17 protein-coding genes and 1 pseudogene are annotated in these 15,940 nt (G+C 68.7%); 9 read left to right on the top strand and 9 right to left on the bottom strand.

Annotated elements, in window-relative coordinates; genetic code table 11:
- Positions 1-193: 193 nt before the first annotated feature.
- Entirely contained in the window at positions 194-775 is a 582-nt protein-coding gene (locus tag AB0I04_RS21250; protein ID WP_360886854.1) for an AraC family transcriptional regulator, read from the bottom strand.
- Here AB0I04_RS21250 and AB0I04_RS21255 point away from each other — a divergent pair.
- Positions 756-1,376, top strand: a complete 621-nt coding sequence (locus AB0I04_RS21255; RefSeq protein WP_360886855.1) for a sulfite exporter TauE/SafE family protein — start codon at positions 756-758, stop codon at positions 1,374-1,376. The genes AB0I04_RS21250 and AB0I04_RS21255 overlap by 20 nt on opposite strands.
- Here the strand turns inward: AB0I04_RS21255 and AB0I04_RS21260 are convergent.
- Both AB0I04_RS21260 and AB0I04_RS21265 read right to left on the bottom strand, forming a co-directional pair.
- A complete protein-coding gene (locus tag AB0I04_RS21260; protein ID WP_360886976.1) occupies positions 1,354-1,722 on the bottom strand; it encodes a hypothetical protein in 369 nt (122 codons plus the stop codon). The two genes, AB0I04_RS21255 and AB0I04_RS21260, sit on opposite strands and share 23 nt — an antisense overlap.
- A gap of 64 nt (positions 1,723-1,786) precedes the next feature.
- Positions 1,787-2,089: pseudogene (locus tag AB0I04_RS21265) on the bottom strand (hypothetical protein); the annotation flags it as partial.
- 274 nt (positions 2,090-2,363) lie between these two features.
- Between AB0I04_RS21265 and AB0I04_RS21270 the strand changes: the two are divergent.
- From AB0I04_RS21270 to AB0I04_RS21280, 3 genes are all read left to right on the top strand, one after another.
- Positions 2,364-3,104 (top strand): hypothetical protein, encoded by a 741-nt coding sequence (locus AB0I04_RS21270; protein WP_360886857.1) that lies wholly within the window; start codon positions 2,364-2,366, stop codon positions 3,102-3,104.
- A 5-nt stretch (positions 3,105-3,109) separates the two neighbouring features.
- Positions 3,110-3,265, top strand: a complete 156-nt coding sequence (locus tag AB0I04_RS21275; RefSeq protein WP_360886858.1) for a hypothetical protein — start codon at positions 3,110-3,112, stop codon at positions 3,263-3,265.
- 656 nt (positions 3,266-3,921) lie between these two features.
- Positions 3,922-5,634, top strand: coding sequence for a protein kinase (locus AB0I04_RS21280; RefSeq protein WP_360886860.1), 1,713 nt, complete (start codon positions 3,922-3,924; stop codon positions 5,632-5,634).
- 446 nt (positions 5,635-6,080) lie between these two features.
- Here AB0I04_RS21280 and AB0I04_RS21285 read toward each other — a convergent pair whose 3' ends face one another.
- Positions 6,081-6,983, bottom strand: a complete 903-nt coding sequence (locus AB0I04_RS21285; protein WP_360886862.1) for a phosphotransferase — start codon at positions 6,981-6,983, stop codon at positions 6,081-6,083.
- A gap of 218 nt (positions 6,984-7,201) precedes the next feature.
- On the opposite strand from AB0I04_RS21285, the gene AB0I04_RS21290 reads away from it, so the two are divergent.
- The 3 genes from AB0I04_RS21290 to AB0I04_RS21300 all read left to right on the top strand — a co-directional run bounded on the left by AB0I04_RS21290 (position 7,202) and on the right by AB0I04_RS21300 (position 9,680).
- Positions 7,202-8,230 carry a helix-turn-helix transcriptional regulator gene (locus tag AB0I04_RS21290; protein ID WP_360886864.1) on the top strand — a complete coding sequence of 343 codons (1,029 nt, stop codon included), beginning with the start codon at positions 7,202-7,204 and terminating at the stop codon, positions 8,228-8,230.
- Positions 8,231-8,716: 486 nt separating this feature from the next.
- Positions 8,717-9,193, top strand: a complete 477-nt coding sequence (locus AB0I04_RS21295; protein ID WP_360886866.1) for a hypothetical protein — start codon at positions 8,717-8,719, stop codon at positions 9,191-9,193.
- Positions 9,194-9,227: 34 nt separating this feature from the next.
- A complete protein-coding gene (locus AB0I04_RS21300) occupies positions 9,228-9,680 on the top strand; it encodes a hypothetical protein (RefSeq protein WP_360886868.1) in 453 nt (150 codons plus the stop codon).
- Positions 9,681-9,834: 154 nt separating this feature from the next.
- Here the strand turns inward: AB0I04_RS21300 and AB0I04_RS21305 are convergent, their stop codons facing one another.
- The 5 genes from AB0I04_RS21305 to AB0I04_RS21325 form a co-directional block, all read right to left on the bottom strand.
- Positions 9,835-9,966 (bottom strand): hypothetical protein, encoded by a 132-nt coding sequence (locus AB0I04_RS21305; RefSeq protein ID WP_360886870.1) that lies wholly within the window; start codon positions 9,964-9,966, stop codon positions 9,835-9,837.
- Positions 9,967-10,002: 36 nt separating this feature from the next.
- Positions 10,003-10,419 carry a nuclear transport factor 2 family protein gene (locus tag AB0I04_RS21310; RefSeq protein ID WP_360886872.1) on the bottom strand — a complete coding sequence of 139 codons (417 nt, stop codon included), beginning with the start codon at positions 10,417-10,419 and terminating at the stop codon, positions 10,003-10,005.
- A gap of 55 nt (positions 10,420-10,474) precedes the next feature.
- Positions 10,475-10,657 carry a hypothetical protein gene (locus AB0I04_RS21315; protein ID WP_360886874.1) on the bottom strand — a complete coding sequence of 61 codons (183 nt, stop codon included), beginning with the start codon at positions 10,655-10,657 and terminating at the stop codon, positions 10,475-10,477.
- Positions 10,658-10,755: 98 nt separating this feature from the next.
- Complete coding sequence (locus AB0I04_RS21320) at positions 10,756-11,508, bottom strand: SDR family oxidoreductase (RefSeq protein WP_360886875.1); 753 nt, start codon at positions 11,506-11,508, stop codon at positions 10,756-10,758.
- A 93-nt stretch (positions 11,509-11,601) separates the two neighbouring features.
- Positions 11,602-12,033 carry an Rrf2 family transcriptional regulator gene (locus AB0I04_RS21325; protein WP_360886973.1) on the bottom strand — a complete coding sequence of 144 codons (432 nt, stop codon included), beginning with the start codon at positions 12,031-12,033 and terminating at the stop codon, positions 11,602-11,604.
- A gap of 462 nt (positions 12,034-12,495) precedes the next feature.
- On the opposite strand from AB0I04_RS21325, the gene efeU reads away from it, so the two are divergent.
- Both efeU and efeB read left to right on the top strand, forming a co-directional pair.
- Complete coding sequence (efeU, locus tag AB0I04_RS21330) at positions 12,496-14,631, top strand: iron uptake transporter permease EfeU (RefSeq protein ID WP_360886877.1); 2,136 nt, start codon at positions 12,496-12,498, stop codon at positions 14,629-14,631.
- On the top strand, positions 14,628-15,863 hold the full coding sequence (gene efeB / locus AB0I04_RS21335; protein ID WP_360886879.1) for an iron uptake transporter deferrochelatase/peroxidase subunit: 1,236 nt from the start codon (positions 14,628-14,630) through the stop codon (positions 15,861-15,863). Before efeU ends, efeB begins: the two co-directional genes overlap by 4 nt.
- Positions 15,864-15,940 lie beyond the last annotated feature (77 nt).

The raw sequence follows: 15,940 nt of genomic DNA on the forward strand, positions 1-15,940 counted from the left end.
ATGGTGCGCCCTCGGGGACCGGTCGGCCTATCAACGTCCTGGCCTCCTGCGGCTCGATCTTGATTCCGTTCAGGTCGGCCCCGTCGACCTTGGCGCCGTACACGAGCGCCCCGGTCAGGTCGGCACTGATGTTCCGCCTCTGCCCAGTCTCGGTATCGCTGCTGGTCGAGCGCCAGACGCTGCAAAGTGCGCGTTACGCCCCGGTGAAGCGGGACGGCGGCTGGCCGAAGGCGCGGGTGAAGGCGGTGGTGAACGCGGCGGGTGAGGCGTAGCGGAGGCGGGCGGCGACCTCGGTGGCGGTGGCGGTGCGCAGGAGAGGGACCGCAGCGAGAAGGCGGGCGCGAGTGCGCCAAACGGCGGGGCTAAGGCCGGTTTCGCGGCGGAAACGGCGGGTGAAGGCGCGTTCGCTGGTGGACAGGTGGGCGGCCCATTCGGTGTTGGTCACCCCGGCGTCGGGGGCGGCGAGGTAGGCCCGGCAGAGGGCGGCAAGGTCGGCGGGGGCGGGAAGGGCGACGTGCAGTGGGAGAGGGGTGAGCGCGGCGATCTCGTGGAGGAGCAGGGCGGCGATGCTGCCCTCCCTGCCGGCCAGGCCGTACTCGGCGGGGAACGCGACGGCGGCGAGGAGGAGCTCGCGGAGCAGCGGAGTGACGTCCGCGACCGTACAGACGGCGGGCCACCATGGGACGGCGCCCGGCTCGATATAGAGGCTCCGGGTGATGCGGGTGGCCACGGCGACGTCGGCCCTCGTGATGGTGGTGAACGCGGGATTGGCCACGGCCGTCACCCGCCGGAACCTTTTGGCGGCGCTGCGCGGCCGCGGTGTCCTGCTCGTGCTGCTCGCGATCGGCGGGGCGGCCGGCGCGCTCCTGACGCGGTTCGTGCCATCCTGCCTGACCCGGTGGGCCTTCGTCGGGTATCTCGTGCTGACGATCGCAGACCTGCTGGTACGCCCCGGGTTCCTCCGCCCGCGCGCACCGGGCGAGGCCGTGCCGTGCGGCCCGCGGCCGATTCCCGCCGCCCTAGGCGCGCCGATCGGCGCGGTCGCGGCGTTCCTCGGGGTGGGCGGCAGCGTCATGACCGTCCCGATGCTCCGCCGCGCCGGGCACTCCATGCACGCGGCGACCGCGCTCGCCAACCCGCTCGCCCTCGTCATCGCGGTACCAGCTGCCCTCGTCTCCCTGCCTGCCGGCCCGGTCGCGGGCGCCCACCTCATCGGTTTCATCGACCCGATCGCGGCCGCATGCCTGCTCGCCGGTGCGATCCCGGTCATCGTCGCGCTGCGCCGCCGTCCCCCGCGTATACCCGACCACCTGTACGCCCGGTCCTACCTTGGCCTGCTCATCCTCGTGACGATCACGATGCTCGCGGCGGCGTGATGCTCTCGCCGGGGTCGAGACAGCCGACGGACCTCCGCTGGTCGTATGCGGCCATGTGGCCACCTCGGTCATTCGCGGGATGATGCGGCCTCCGGCTTCGTACCGTCATCGCATGGCGCCGGAGCGGATCCGCACCGTCGATCCAGCTGGGCAGTTCCGCGTTGATCGTGGCGAAGAGGTCGTACTCCCGGCCGACGAAGTCGAGCGTCATATTGCAGAACATCTCCTCGTCGTGGTCGGGCTCCTCCGCTGTTGCGGTGTTGGTGCCGACCGGCACATACACGACCCGCGCAAACTTCTGCTCGTCGGCAATGGAACAGGTGTCGTCGGCCCACTCGTGGTGCAAGAAGAAGCAGCGAGCCGTCCGCCGGCAGGGCGAGGCCGTCGACTCTGGGAAGCGCCGCACAGTCGAAGGAGGCGACGAACGGCAGCGGCCCGTACTCGGAGGACGGCCACCCCATGCCCACCGGCAGCCGGGGCAACCCGCCGCTTCGCCCGACCGGAACGCCGTTGGGGCGCCCACTTGTCCAGATCGCGAATCGCAGGAACTCGGCAAACTTACTGACCTCATCCCCCGGGATGCCCCGTTCGATCGCCGCGCGATGGAATTGCCGGTGATATTCCATGGCGGGCATGATGCCAGACCAAGGCAAATGGCGGGCCGTGGAACTCACCCCCGCCGGGAACGTCACGCGTTCCGTCCCGATCCCCATTAAGGATGGAACTCGGCCGGTGCACTCTCATGCCGCCGACCGGGCACCACGTTCCGTGACGAAGCGCGGTGGGGTCGGACGTGCGGTCGTGCCGAGCTGGCTGCGTCAGCCGGCCCGTCGGCGGTCTCGCCCAATCGACGTGGTCCTGCTCACCCACGGCGGCCGCACAATGCCATCCCCGTGCACTAACGAGAGGGCAGTTCGTCGAGGCACCCCGACGCATGGGCCGGGCTTTCGGGGAGGCTCCGGCGGACGTGCGAAACCCGTCCGCCGGGTGTCGATCGGCGGGCTGGGCGCCGCCACGGTCCGGCTCGGGCGGGTACACCTGCTGCCCGCCGTACTCCTGGCCGGTCGTGCCTGGTCGCCGCTGCACGCACCGCGCGACGGGAACCGCTCACCTAGAGTCAGGCGCATGTATTTCGTGTCCCGGTGGCGGGAGGAATCGCCGTTCAGTAAGCGGGTAGTCACCGTGCCCGACGCGACCGTGCTCGATTGGTTCCGCCGCGGCTGGGACGGCGACGACCCGGACGAATGGATCGACGGCGAGCTTGGCGGCCACGTCTACGGCCTAGACTCGATCTTCGAGGAGGCCCGGAAACGGAACCTGCCCCGGCCGGAGAGCGTTGACGAACTGCGTGAGCTGCTGAACGAGCACCTCTGGGTGGAGGGTGATGACGAGAGCACCTTCATCCGGCTCGGCGAGCACGCCCTGAGAGTGCGTACCGATGACGACGAGGTGGACCTCGCCTACTACTTCGTCGACGACGAGGCCGCCTCCGCCTCGCCCGACCGGCTCGCATTCCTGCTGCACGACACCTGGCCGCTGGCCGCCGGTGCCGTCGCACCCAACGCGGTTTTCAACCCGGGCGTACCGGTCCGTACCGTCCGGCTGGCCCCGCGCGGGCCCGGCTCCGTCTTCTCAGTCCGTCTGTGCTGGGAATCGCCCGATACCGATCGGAACCTGGACTTGGCCGGGGCCATGCGCTTCCCCGGTCTGACCCTGCCGAATCTCTGATCCAGTTGGACGCGCACATCGCGCAGGTCGCCCGGTACATCGACGGCTTCTTCGGGTTCGATCAGTGGTTCCTCTTCGACAGCCGGTGGGCGGCGGCCCACCTGGACCTAGCTCGTTCGCTGCTGCGCTACGCCGCCCACTGGGACCCATACGAGGCATAGCATCAATGGCGACATGTAGTCGGGAGGCCGCCTCGAACAAGTTGTCGGATGACGCACGGGCAAATGCGGTCGGGCTGACCGGCCGCTCCTCGATAGATGTACTCAAATGCCGCGGAGGGGTATACCTGGCTGTCGTTGGAAGATCGAGCGCCATGCGAGTTCACATACACTTCTGAGCGTGATCGAAATTGGCTCGAGGGCACGCAAACTGCCAGCGCCCCCGTCAGTAGTCTGGGAGTCGCTTGTGAAACCTCATCGGCAGGGAGCGCGGCCATGGCTAAACCTGCTCTCCGATGAAGTAGAGCCGAGCGTCTTGGATGCAGAAATGCCCAACCGGGTCGTATGGTCATCGCTTTGGCCAAGTAGACCCAACGACCAGGTGCACTTCGAGTTGACGGCCGTGGGCGGCGAGACCTCACTGAAGTTCACCCTGCTCACTCCTGATGAAGCTCCTGATCAGAGCAAGACCGGACACCTTCGGCGGCGACTCAACCACCTGCTCTTCGCCGACCTTCGGTTCTCTTACGGTCAGTGAAGTGCAGGGCCCGCACCGCGCCACACACCCCGGTGAGCGTTGCGGGCGCGTTCATGATGCGTGATGGACTTTGCTACTAATTTGTTGGGACCGAGGGGTGTCAGACGTGGCGGGAGGGCCGGTGGCGAGGCAGCAGACGAGTATCGGGCTCCGCTACTCTGCCGGTTCCGACGTCGGCCGGACTTCGACGGCCAACGTCGACTCGGCCTACGCGAGCCGCCGCCTTCTCGCCGTGGCCGACGGCACAGCCGGCTGGCGCACCGGGGAGGACTATGCCTGGCGCGGCCGCCGCGGCCCGTTCCAAGACTGCGCCCGTGTCAGCGCGACCGCCATCGACGCCCTGAGATCGTCGGACACCGACGTCCCTGACGCCGACCTGCTGTCGGCGCTCGAGAACGCCATCCAGCGTGCCGGCGAGGCGATATATCAGCTCGGGACTCCCCGGATGGGCACGACGCTGACCGCGATGCTCTGGTCGGGAAACGTTGTCGCCGTGGCGCATATCGGCGACTCCCGTGGCTACCTGTTGCGCGCCGGGAAACTCTTCCAGATCACCCATGACCACACAGTCGTGCAGTCGCTGGTCGACGAGAGGCGGGTCACCCCAGCCGAGGCGGCCGTGCACCCGAAACGCTGGCAGGTCGCCAATGCTTTGACGGGGCGTGGTGAGGTCGAACCGGACCTTTCGCTGCGCGAGGCTCTGCTCGGCGATCGCTATCTGCTGTGCTCGAAGGGCCTTTCGAGCGTGCTGCATGCCGAGACGCTCCACCATACGCTGACCACGATCACCGATCCCGACGAGGCGGTCCGCCGCCTCGTCGATCTGGCCCTGGAAGACGGCGGACCCGACAGCGTCACCTGCGTGCTGGCCGATGTCGTCGAGTTCGCGCATCCACCATTGCCCGACACGCCGATACTGGCCGGTTCGGTCCTCGACGTCGCCCGGTCGCCGCGCCCGCCGACGCCGACCCGGCGTTTGTCGCCCGAGTACTACGAGAGCCAGCCGGCCGGATGGGAGGCGGACTTCACACTCGACGGCTACGAGGTCTTCGAGTCACTCGGCAGCGGCGGCACTGCCACCGTCTACCGGGGCCGCAGGACCGCCCTCGGCCGGGATGTGGCGATCAAGGTAGTCGACCGTCGGATCGCCGACGCCCGCGACCTGAGGCGGTTCAGGCGCGAAGTCGACGCGACCGTACGGTTGTCCGAGCACCCCAACGTGGTGACGCTGTACGACGCCGACACGCTGCCCGACCACCGGCCGTACCTGGTGATGGAGCTGTGCCCCGGCGGGTCGCTGACCGACCGGCTGCGCCGGGATGGCCCGATGGACCCAGCGCAGGTCCGCGAGGTGGGCATCCAGGTCGCGGACGCGGTGGCCGCCGCGCACGACAACGGCGTGCTGCACCGTGACATAAAGCCGGCGAACCTGCTGGTGACCCGGTTCGGCCGGGTGGCGCTGGCCGACTTCGGCATCGCCGCGCTGCCGGTTCCGGGCCAGGACATGTCGGTGACCCTGGCCATGACACCCGTGTACGCCGCCCCCGAGGTCTTCGACGGCTCCGATCCCAGCCCGGCAGGTGACATCTACTCGCTCGGCGCGACGCTGTACGCGCTGCTGGCGGGCCGGGCGCCGCGTTCCCCCGACCGAGACCTGAGCTCGGCCGCGCTCATCGCCCATCTGCTGCGCATACGGAACTCGCCGATTCCCGCGATCCCCGGGGTGCCCACGGTGCTCATGGCTGTGCTCAGCACGGCGCTAGAGGACAGCCCGGCCGCGCGTCACCGCACGGTGGCCGATTTCCGCGACGCGTTGACGGCCACCCACCTGTGACCCGGCCCCGCACGAGCTGCTTCTTCGCAGGGCCGCGGGCTGATCAGGCTCAGCCAGGCGCGGAGCGCCCCGCCGGTCTCCGTGATCGGCGGTCAAGCTGATGCGCGCCCGCAAATGCCTTGAGCTTGCGGTCGAAGACGTCGGTGACGTCGATGGAGCCGTCGACGCCCAGCGTCGCCAGAGATCCAGATCTTGCAGACCGTCCATGCCTCCGGCACCCCGATGAGCCGCCGTCGTCAGGCTCGCGGCGGCCCTGCCGCAGCCCCGGCTGTGCGCCGCGGCCGTTACGTGCCACCCCGACATGCCGGCCGCCCGACGCTGCGAACGCGCCCGCATCCGCGGCGAGCGCCAACAACGCTGGGGCAGGCTCTGACGCAAGGCAGCATGATCAAACCCGGCCGACGTTCGTGCTCAGCGCACGAGCTGTCCGCTCCGAGCCTTCGGCCTCATGAGGTGAGCAGGGCCAGCTCCGCGTTCAAGAGGTCGGTCAGGTAGTCATGGCGGCCGTCGGTGCGTCGGATGCCCCGGCTCGGGCCCTCGGCGATCATCAAGACGTAGAGGTGAAGCCGGTAGAGCGACAGCCGGATCCGGGCGGCCGCGTCGAACGGCTCTGGGCGGTAACCGCGCAGGAACGGGTGCTCCGGCTCGTCCTCGATCCGCCGGAACAGCGCCGGTGACACCAGATCCAGCAGTGGATCCCCATAAAGGTAGCGCTCACCGTCGACCAGGCCGGCGAGCCCGCCCGACAGGGACACCAGCACGTTGCCATCCCACAGGTCGAAGTGCAGCAGGGCCGGACGGGTCACCGTGGCCAGCACATCGTGATGCCGCTCGACCACCCCGTCCAGCGGTGGCAGCGGCACGTTCCACTCAGCGGCGTCCGCCCGCAGCCCCGCGACGATGGCGGCGAAGGCGGTCGGCCAGTCCCGCCCGGACGGCCGGTCACCGGTGTAGCCGAAGTACGGCCCGGAGATCTCATGCACGGCGGCGACCGCCGCGCCCAACTCGATGCGGGCACGCGGCGCGTCCTCGTCGGTGAGCGGGCGGCCCGGCACCAGCGTCGTAATGATCCAGTCGTCGCAGACGGCCAGAACCGACGGCACCGGCACGCCTGGTGCGTGGTCGCGCACCAGGCGGAAGTACTCCGCCTCGGCGGGGATCAACCCTTTCTCGTACGCGAGCACGTGAGCCGTCGGCGGTGGCCCCACCTTGACCACGACCTCCCGGCCGTCCGCGAGTGCCGCCCGCCAGACGGCAGCGAAGGTGCCGCCGCTCAGCTCGGCAGCATCGACGATGCTGACTGTGCCGAGGCCGTCGGCCAGCACCGACTCGACGTCGGCTCGCGACAACGGGGTTGGGTCGGACTGCGCACCCGCCGAGACTAGATGCTTGGGTTCGAGACCCCAACCCGGTGACCGACATCCCCGAGAACTTCAACTTACGCAGCACTTTGTCCAGCGCGCCGATTCGCCGAACGACATCAAACGCCGGCTCCAGACGGCCGGCAGACCCCGCAGGGCGCATCCGCACCGGGACAAGCCTCCGGATCGCTGGAGATCATTGCCTGATGGACATGCATCCGGGAAAATGCGGACGGCTGGTCCATGCGGATGAAAGCGAGGGATGCCTCGTGAGCGTCGGTGAGGGAGCGACGACCGTGGGCATGGCAATTCGACGCGCCCGGCTCGAGCAGGGGTTGTCGCTGCGTCGGCTGGCTCAGGAACTGCACATCGGAGCGAGCACGCTGTCCGATTACGAACAGGACCGCCGTCTTCCCTCAGAAGACCTGCTCACCGCGTGCGAGAAGAGATTAGACCTCCCCGCCGGGGAACTGATCGCGCTGCGCCGGACCGCCCTCGTGGCACGAGCCGCCGATCTCATACCCCTCGTGTCCCCAGCGGACTCCGTTGACGGCCTGCCGTCAGACTCGCCCTCCGGTTCGCCGACCGACGTCGCCACCGCGCCCGAGACCGCTGCTCCCACGCCACCCGGCGCTCAGCTCGATCGCAAGGAAGTCCCCGCTCCAGGCACCGCACGCTCCTCCCGCCTGCGCCGTTGGTCGAGTTCGCTCGCCACGGCCGCCGCGGGGGCGATCATCGCGCTGGCGATCCAGGACATCCCGCCGCTGCTCCATCATTCCGGCGCGTCACCGCACAAGAGCACGGGCCGCCCGAGCCCATCCCTTGTGCCACACGCCCTGCCGACGGACGACGGCGATCCGCGTAACAGCGGTTGCGACGCCGATGCCGTCACACTGAGCGTCGCCGACCTCAACATCTACCGTCCGGGACGGATCGTCATCGGTCAGACCGTCGCCCACTACTCTCCATCGTGCAAGACGATCTGGCCCCGCTTCGAGCCCACCGCCGCGCTGAACCGTATCGCCCCGCATGCGCATGTCACGCTCATCGGGCTACGCCCGATCGACCACCGCCGCGTTACCTACGACGCCGATTACGAGGGCGTCTTCGCGTGGGGCAACATGCTCCTGACCACGACCGGATGCGTTACCGCGACCGTCACCCTCACCGGTCCCGGCCTGCACACGCCGGTCACCTCCAGCACCCCCTGCATGACCGGACCGACGCACCCCTAGATGCGGGCAGGTCGAACTCCTCAAGACCTGCCAGTGGCGGCGGGCGGGTGGCTCTCGCAACAAGGCCGTCCGGCGTAGGGCGATCAGATCCCCGGCGGGGGCTTCATCTCTTTCTCGCAAGCGGTGGGCAACTCCGGTGAGAGAAGTCGAGCCGGCCATGCCGCATCGCCGTACCAAGGGTGTTCACTCCGTCATCGTGCCCATCCGGATTCCCCTGCTCCGATCCGGATAAACGGACTGCCCGCAGCCGCCGGGATCCCTGGGCGCCGCGGCAGTGATCGACTGTGGTCTCGGCAGAGGGGCTGAAACCGTTCGGAAAGTGTCCGAGCAATGTTCGCTCGCTCCGTGAACGCCCGCTGGTCAGCGTCGTTTGTGTGCGGTGAACGATCGGGGATCGTGCATGCCTCTGTCGAACGAGCGGCGCCGGCGATGAGATCAATGCCAATGCGCCGATTCCGCCGGCGCGCCGACATCACGGGAGACCGGATGTGTATCACTCTCAAGAAGGCATGTGGCGCGGTCGCCACGTTCGCGGCCGTCGCCGCGTCCGCCGCGGCCACCGCCCCGAACGCCCAAGCGGCACCGGCGAGGCCGACCTGTGTCATCAACCCGTCCACCGGCTACTGCTCCTCCCCCTCCTGTTCGGGGACGGGCTGCGGCCACACCGATCCCTACAGCACGGGGTGCTCGGTGGGCTCCTACCGGGTCTTCCCCCGTGACGCCAACGGGCTGGAACTCTGGTGGTCACCGACGTGCAAGACGAACTGGGTGGTGGTCGTCAGTCGGCTGTCCGAGAGCTTCTACGTCGAGCGAGGATCCGATCACGCCAAGGCCTCATGGGCGGCCACGGGCGGTGGGTGGACCGACCAGCTCTACGCCCCGGGGGCGGCGCGAGGGTGCACCTCGATCTGGGATGGGCGCTCGACGTGGAGTACGCCCGAGTGCACGCCGTGGACGTCGTGACGCGGGAGCCGTCCCCCATCGGAAGGAAAAACCCATGAGAAAGTCGTCAGGCATTCGCCTCGCCCGGAACATCAAGGCGGCCCGTGTCGCCGCCGTCCTCGTACTGGCCACGGCGGCCGTGTCGGCCACAGTGTTGACGGCCTCGCCGTCCTACGCGGCGGGAGGGTGCGTCAACAAATCACAGAACGGATGGACCATCCGCCTGTGCGCCAACAAGGACTTCGTCGCCGCCACCTCCGACTTCTACGTCCTCAAGAAGGGAACGACAGGAGGCGGCTGCTCCGTCGAGGGCAACTACTACCTCAATGGCGATTTCGCTGACTACAACAGCTGGTCCTGCTCATCCATCGGCACCAACCAACAAGAGATCATCGGTACCGAGACGGCCATCGGCGGCGCCACCATAAAGACGTGCGTGGACGTAAAGGAGGACGTGGTTCCGTTCCGGACGTTCTTCAGCCAGTGCCAGACGTTCACGGACGTCTGAGAAACGTCGATCCTCGCGACACGTGGGGTCAGGGGTCGGTGAACGCAGAGATGGGAGCGCATTGACCCGGCCTCGTGGGGTGCCGGTCCCCCGGCACCCCACGAGGTCACGTGCTTACGCGCGCCTCGGCATGCATCTGCCGCGCCTCGTCGATTTACTTGTCGGTGAGCCCCCGCAGCCCGGCGAGTTCCGCCGCACGGCGCGGATGACCGACGACCGGTAGTTCCAGCGTCTTCCGGAGCTCGGCCAGTCCCCGCTCGTACTCGGACCTGGACCTGGCCGCCATGTGCCCCGGGCCACGGGGCCGCTGAGCACTCTCCACTCAGCCGGCGTTGAACGCCTCCTCGACGGTCAGCGTGTCCTCGTACAGGTGCATGCGGACGATCCGGTTGTCCTCGACCATCAGGTGCATGGCCGCCGGTGTGGTGAACTCCTTCCCACTGGCCACGACGGTGTGCGTGAAGACCGCCAGCAGCACCACGTCACCACCGTCGACGATGACGCGCTCCAGCACGACCTTGCTCCTGCCGGGCGCGAAGTGCGGCCACATCGTGGTGAAGTACGGCGCGACCTCCTCCCGGCGGGTACGGCGCCCGGTCCAGGGCAGCGCGTCACTGCCGGGGACGTGCCAGTCGATCTCCTCGGCGAACAGTTCCTGGATGCCGTCGGGGTCCTGCCTGCCGAGGCGCTCCACGAACTTCTCGGCCACGGTCCGCGAGGTCTGAGTATCTGTTGCCATCGTCCTTGTCCTTGTCCTTTGTCTTTTCGTTCGCATGAGGTGTGCCGGTCGGGCCTCAGCCCTGGAACAGCGGCGCGACGTCGGCGAAGCCGCGGTAGGGGTCGAACCGGGCGCACTGGTTGGTCATGTCGACCACCACTCGGCCCGTCCAGTCCCCGAGCCGCCGCCCGACCGCGGGGACCGCGCGACGGCTGCCGCATCGCCCGCCCGGTAGTGGACCACGCTCTTCAAGACTCACTCCTTGTTGTGTCGAAACCGTTGCCCTGACGACGGTCGCAAGTACGCGGCTCAGACGCCCTGGAGCGTCGAATGCGTCCCGCGTCGCCGATTTGGCGCCTAGAGCTGTGTGGCGCCGCCGTCGACGAACAGTTCCGCGCCGGTGGTGAAAGTGCTCTGGTCGCCGGCCAGGTAGAGGGCGGTGGTGGCGACCTCGTCGGGATGGCCGGCGCGGCCGAGCGGGGTCGGTGGGGCGGGCTCGGCCGCGGTGGGCCGATCGCCGCGCGGGAAAGCGGCGCGGAGCTCGTCCCCGCCTGGGGTCTCGACAGGGCCGGGGGTAAGGGTGTTGACGCGGATTCCTCGGCCGGCCAGTTCGGCGGCCCAGGTGCGGGCGAGGCTGCGGATCGCGGCCTTGGTGGCGGCGTAGATGCCCAGGCCCGGGACGGCCCGCAGGGCCGCGCTGGAGGAAAGCAGCATCACCGAGGCGCCGGCCGTCAGCAGCGGCAGCGCCTTTTGGACAGTGAAGACCGTGCCCTTGAGATTGATCGAGGTAGTGCGGTCGTACTCCTCCTCGGTGATCGTGCCGAGCGGGCCGTAGTCCCCGACACCGGCGTTGGCCACCACAATGTCCAGGCGGCCGCTGCGGTTCGCGATCTCGGCGAAGAGCCGGTCGAGGTCGCCGAGGTCCGAGGCATCGCCCTGGATGGCGATGCCGCGGGCGCCGACCTGCGCGACGGCGGCGTCCAGCGCGGCCTTGCGGCGCCCGGTCAGGTAGACGGTCGCGCCCTCGGCGGCGAAACGACGGGCGATCGCCAGGCCGATGCCGCTGGAGGCGCCGGTGACGAGGGCGGTCTTGTCGTCCAGCTGTCCCATGAGACTCTCCAATTCCTTGATGTAACCATTTTGGTTACATCGATGAGCGCGGGATGCGATCCCCCTCGATCAGGGGAAGTCGACGATCCGAGGTCAGGCGGCTTTCAAGATGTCCCGCAGCACGTCCTCCAGCGTGGTCTTGGCCAGCTCCCTGCGCAGGGCGGCCTCCACATCGTCGTACACGGCGGTCATTGCCGGCCCGATGCCGTGGCCCACGACGCACTCGGGGTCCGGTGTCGCGCGATGCAGGGCGAAGACCGGTCCCGGTTCGATCGCCTGGTAGACGTCGAGCAGGGTGATCGCCGCCAGGTCCCGCGCGAGCATCCAGCCCGCCCCCGCCCCCCGCCGTGAATCGGCCAGACCGGCTTTGCTCAGCTTGGCCAGCAGGCGGCGGATCACCACCGGGTTGGTGTTGACGCTCGTCGCGATCTGCTCGGAGGTGGCGACCTCGTGGCCACGCCGCTGATACAGCCCGATCCATGTCAGGGCGTGCGCCGCGATGGTCAGTCTGCTGTTGGCGCTCACGTCGGACTCCACCTCCCTCGCTCCTCGAGTCCAGTCGTAACAATAGTTGTTACAACTACATGCGGCAAATCCCGCGGGGCCGGCCGGACCGGCCTCGCCAGCCCGCCTGGCGCGTGTACCTGGCCTTCTTCACCCACGGCGGGACGGACTCCCGGCTCGCATTCCTGCCCCATGCCGTCGAGCACGCCGCTGCGGGCGCCGCCCGCAGCGGCGGCGAGATGCCGGCCGCCGCCTTCCCGGCCCCTGACGCCAGGCCGCCAGCACCTTCACCCCCACACCACAGGAGTGACGCTGGAGCCCGGCGAGTACAAGATCACGAATGTGATGACGTCGTCGGCGCCCCGAGCGGACACTCGGACGACCTCGAGGACATCCCGCGCATCTACAAACCGCCACCCGATCGCGAGATAGATGCGCCTGTGTACCTGTTGGCGACGCAGTAACTTAGGTTAGCCTAACCTTATGCACTTTGGGTGGTCGGTGGCGTTTCCGAACCTGTTGATCGGGTTGCGTGAGGGCCTGGAGGCCGGTCTTGTCGTCTCGATCCTGGTGGCGGCGGTGCGGCGGCTCGCCCCGGAACGGTCCCTCGCGGCCGTGTGGACCGGGGTGGCCGGTGCCGTCGCGGTCAGTCTCAGCTTCGGCGCGATCCTGACGTTCACTGAGGCGTCGATGTCATCCAAGGCACAGGAGGCGTTCGCGGGCGGGCTCAGCGTGGCCGCGGTCACGCTGGTCACGTTCATGGTGTTCTGGATGCGCCGGACCGCCCGTTCGCTCAGCGGGGACCTGAAGGCCAAGGTCGGCTCGGCGCTCGCGCTAAGCGGTACCGCGCTGGTGGTCACGGTGTTCGTCGCGGTGGCTCGCGAGGGCCTGGAGACTGCGCTGTTCATCTGGACGAACACCCAGACGGCCGGATCGGATCTGGCGCCGCTGGCCGGTGCGGCAGCCGGCCTGCTGATCGCGACCGTGCTGTGCGCGGGCATGTACCGCCGGGTCCTGAAGATCAATTTGAGCCGGTTCTTCACCGTCACCGGGGTGATGCTCGTCGTCATCGCGGCCGGCGTGCTCGCCTACGGTCTAAAGGACCTGCAGGACGCCGGGGTCGTGACCAGCGCGACGGCGTTCGACGTGAGCGGCCGGGCACCGTCCGGCACCTGGTGGGTGCAGATCGTTCAGGGGGTGTTGAACCTCACGCCGCAGATGACATGGCTCCAGGTGATCGCTTATGTGGCCTACCTCGCCACCGTCATGGCGTTGTTCCTGCGGCGAACTCGCCCGGCAACGCCGCCCACCACGGCCGCCGCGACGGTGACGGCCCAGGCCCCGACCCCCGCGTCAGAGACCGGCGCACGCACGTCCTCGGACCCCGCCGCAGTGGCCGCGCCCGGCACTGTCGAGGCCTCTGTTGAGGCGGGAATCGGTGCGCCGATGAGAAGACGGCCGAGGCGTCATGCGGTCGCGGTGGGCGGCGTGATCGTGCTCGTGCCCGCGTTGGTCGCCGGGGTGATCGTTGCGACCAGATACAACTCCGCAGCCAGGTCCGGGCAGAAGATCAGCTTGTCGGAGAAGAACTGCACCAGCCAATGGGACGCGCCGAAGGCCGGCCGCTCCACCTTCGTCATCTCGAATCAGAGCGGGCGTGCCGTCGACATCGAGCTGATCTCGGCCGGCACGACGGCGATCACCGCAGAGATCGAGGTGCTCGGTCCGGGCACGACACGGGATTTGTCGGCGGATCTGGCCGCCGGCCGGTACGCCTGGCGGTGCGCCTTCGACGGCATGCCCGCCCGCTTGTCACCGGCCGCTCTCGTCACCGGTCACGGTACGAGCGGGCAGGTCCGGCTTCCGGTGACGCAGGCGGACATGAAAGCCCCCCTTTCGCAGTACGCCTCGTTCGTCGCCGGCCAGCTCAGCTTGTTGAAGCGTCAGGTCGCAGCATTGCGGGCCGACCTCGCTGGTGGGGATCTGGGCGCGGCCCGCGCCGATTGGCTGACCGCGCACCTGACCTGGCACCGGATCGGCGCCGCCTACGACGCCTTCGGTGACGCCGGCAAGGCCGTCGACGGGCTGGCACAGGGCTTGGCGGGCGGCGTGCACGATCGAGGCTTCACGGGCTTCCACAAGATCGAATACGACCTGTGGCACGGAGTCCCGGCCAGCCAGATGACCGCCGAAGCGACGGCACTGTCCACAGCCATCGACGAACTCGACGCGAAACTGCCCACCTTCACCTTCGACGCCAAGAACGTCTCCACCCGCGCTCACGAGATCCTGGAGGACACGCTGCGGTTCCAGCTCACCGGCCAAGACGACTACGGCAGCGGCACCAGCATGGCCTCCGCCCTGGCCGACCTGGAGGGCGAACGCGCCCTGCTGAACATCCTCGCCCCCCTGATCAACGCCCGTTCCCCACATCTGGTCGCCTCCGCCACCGCCGACTTCGACACCCTCGAACAGACCATCAACGCCACCCGGCACGACGGCCAGTGGACCGCGATCAAAAACCTTGCCCTCACCCAACGCCAGGCCGTGAACGCCGCGATCGGCCAAACCCTGGAGACGCTGGCGCCCGTGCCGGACCTGCTGGAGATCCAGAAATGAACCCAGACCGCCGCAAATTCCTCAAAGGCGCCGGAGCCGGCGTCCTGGGCGGCGCGATCGCCGGCGCGACCACCGCCGGTGCCATCGCCACCTCGGCCGAGGCCGGCACCGGGATCGGCCAGGAGCCGGCGCCGCGCGTGCGGTTCCACGGCCCCCATCAGGCCGGCATCCTGACCCCAACGCCCTCCAGCGCGGCGTTCGCGGTCTTCGACATCGTCGGTCACAGCAAGACCGGCCTCATCGAACTGATGCGGGCCCTCACCGACCAGGCACGGTTCCTCACCACCGGCGGCACACCCCCTGACCTGGGGCCGGCCTCCCCACCCGCCGACTCCGGCATGATCGGCCCCACCATCAACCCCAACGCCCTGACCATCACCGTCGGCGTGGGCGCATCGTTGTTCGACGGCCGATTCGGCCTGACCGGCAAGAAGCCCAAACGGCTCAAGCCGATGACCACGTTCCCCAACGACAACCTCAACCCGGCCGAATGCCACGGCGACCTGCTGCTGCAGATCTGCTCGGCCAGCACCGACACCACCTTCCACGCCCTGCGCACGATCGCCAAGCACACCCGGGGTGCGATGCAGCTGCGCTACCGCATCGACGGATTCACCGCCCCGCCCCGCCCGTCGGGAACGCCCCGCAACCTGCTCGGTTTCAAAGACGGGATCGCCAACCCACCCGTCCATGAGGCCGCCACCGCACGCCGACTGCTGTGGGCAGCCCCCGACGAACCCGCCTGGGCCGCCGGTGGCACCTACCACGTCATGCGGATCATCCGCATGTTCATCGAGTTCTGGGACCGGGTCTCCCTCACCGAACAAGAGAACATGTTCGGCCGCCGCCGCGACACCGGCGCCCCACTCGACGGCAGCGCCGAAACCGACATCCCCGCGTACGCCAAAGACCCCAAAGGCGCCGTCATCCCGCTCGACTCCCATATCCGCCGCGCCAACCCAAGGACCCCACAGACCGACGACAGCCGGATCCTGCGCCGCGGCTACAACTACGACCGTGGCATCGACACCAACGGCAACCTCGACGCCGGCCTGGTCTTCAACTGCTTCCAGCAGGACCCCATGCGCCAGTTCGAGGCGAACCAGCGGCGACTCGTCGACGAGCCCCTCGTCGACTACATCAGCCCCACCGGCGGCGGCTACTTCTTCGCCCTCCCCGGCATCCACGACACCACCGACTGGTACGCACGCGCCCTGCTGACCGGAAGATGATCAGCTCCCTGGAAGGGATTGCAGCGCCGGTATGGGCCGGTCGACCGGGTGACACCGATCATCGCCGCTGCCGCCGG

Source organism: Actinoallomurus sp. NPDC050550 (genome assembly GCF_040655075.1).
Lineage (GTDB): Bacteria > Actinomycetota > Actinomycetes > Streptosporangiales > Streptosporangiaceae > Actinoallomurus.